The sequence below is a fragment of the Streptococcus oralis genome (genome assembly GCF_001578945.1).
In the GTDB taxonomy this organism is placed as follows: domain Bacteria; phylum Bacillota; class Bacilli; order Lactobacillales; family Streptococcaceae; genus Streptococcus; species Streptococcus oralis_Q.
This window is the reverse complement of sequence record NZ_KQ969551.1, coordinates 547,905-549,668: the sequence shown is the minus strand read 5'-3', so window position 1 is coordinate 549,668 and position 1,764 is coordinate 547,905. Positions and strand designations below refer to the sequence as shown.

2 protein-coding genes and 1 tRNA gene are annotated in these 1,764 nt (G+C 41.3%); all 3 read left to right on the top strand.

The window, feature by feature from the left end; all coding sequences use genetic code 11:
• The first annotated feature begins 2 nt into the window (after positions 1-2).
• Positions 3-947, top strand: coding sequence for a GMP reductase (gene guaC / locus SORDD16_RS05290; RefSeq protein WP_061452612.1), 945 nt, complete (start codon positions 3-5; stop codon positions 945-947).
• A gap of 67 nt (positions 948-1,014) precedes the next feature.
• Positions 1,015-1,086, top strand: a tRNA-Arg gene (locus SORDD16_RS05285).
• Between the two features lie 181 nt (positions 1,087-1,267).
• Positions 1,268-1,764, top strand: a 497-nt coding sequence (gene rnc / locus SORDD16_RS05280; protein ID WP_061452611.1) for a ribonuclease III, incomplete at its 3' end; no start/stop codon positions are given.

Genomic DNA, 1,764 nt, shown 5'->3' with positions numbered 1-1,764 from the left:
AGTTGATCCCAAATAAATGTGTCATTAAAAGCCGTTCAGAAGCGGATACAAGTATTACGTTTGGAAAACACACTTTTAAACTACCTGTTGTGCCAGCAAATATGCAGACGATTTTGGATGAGAACGTAGCAGAGCAACTTGCTAAAGGTGGGTACTTTTACATTATGCACCGTTTTGATGAAGCGGGGCGCATTCCCTTTATCAAACGCATGCACGATCAAGGGCTCATTGCATCCATTTCTGTCGGTGTCAAGGATTACGAGTATGACTTTGTTAGCAAGCTCAAGGCTGATGCTCCTGAATATATCACGATTGATATTGCCCATGGTCATGCGGATAGCGTGATTTCTATGATTCAACACATCAAGAAAGAATTGCCAGATACTTTTGTCATTGCTGGTAACGTTGGGACGCCAGAAGCTGTGCGTGAATTGGAAAATGCTGGTGCCGATGCTACTAAGGTTGGAATCGGTCCTGGTAAGGTTTGTATCACCAAGGTCAAGACTGGTTTTGGTACAGGTGGTTGGCAGTTGGCAGCACTTCGCTGGTGTGCTAAAGCAGCTCGCAAACCGATTATTGCTGATGGAGGGATTCGTACACACGGTGACATTGCCAAGTCTATCCGTTTCGGTGCTAGCATGGTCATGATTGGTTCCCTTTTTGCAGGACATATCGAAAGCCCAGGGAAAACGATTGAAGTCGATGGGGAACAGTTCAAAGAATACTATGGATCAGCTTCTCAATACCAAAAAGGAGCTTATAAGAATGTGGAAGGTAAACGCATCTTGCTTCCTGCTAAAGGGCATTTGCAAGATACTCTTACTGAGATGGAGCAGGACTTGCAAAGTGCTATCTCTTATGCAGGTGGACGCAAGGTTGCCGACCTTAAACATGTTGATTATGTTATCGTGAAAAACTCTATCTGGAATGGGGATGCTTCCCACTAATGGACGCTTAGTCTACCCATAAAAAACTTGTTATTAGAGCAAATTTCTGTTATAATAAAACAAGTCTCCACCCTTAGTGTAATGGATATCACGTAAGATTCCGGTTCTTGAGATGGGGGTTCGATTCCCTCAGGGTGGATGTAAAAAGCCTATGAAAGCCTTAATTAAGGCTTTTTTCTTTATCTCGCCCCAAGTTTTCCCCTAAAAATGAAAAGTTTGTTCTAAAAAATTCTCAAATCCTCTCCAGTCTTGTTTTAAAGTGACTCAAGGGATTTTTTTTGCTATAATGGAAAAGATCGTATTATTAGAAAGAGGTCAGTATGAAAGAATTACAAACTGTACTGAAAAAGCGTTTTGCAATCGAATTTGCAGACAAGAATTTATTGGAAACGGCTTTTACTCATACGAGTTATGCCAATGAGCACCGCCTCTTAAAAATTTCACACAATGAGCGCTTGGAATTTTTAGGAGACGCTGTTCTGCAATTATTGATTTCAGAATATCTGTATAAAAAATATCCTAAGAAGCCAGAGGGTGACTTATCAAAACTTCGTGCCATGATTGTACGAGAGGAGAGTTTGGCTGGTTTTGCGCGTGATTGCCAGTTTGATCAGTTTATCAAGCTAGGAAAAGGAGAAGAAAAATCTGGTGGTCGCAATCGTGACACCATTCTTGGAGATGCCTTTGAAGCTTTTTTGGGAGCATTGCTTTTAGATAAGGATGTTGCTAGGGTAAAAGAGTTCATCTATCAGGTCATGATTCCCAAGGTTGAAGTAGGTGACTTTGAAATGATTACGGATTACAAGACACACCTGCA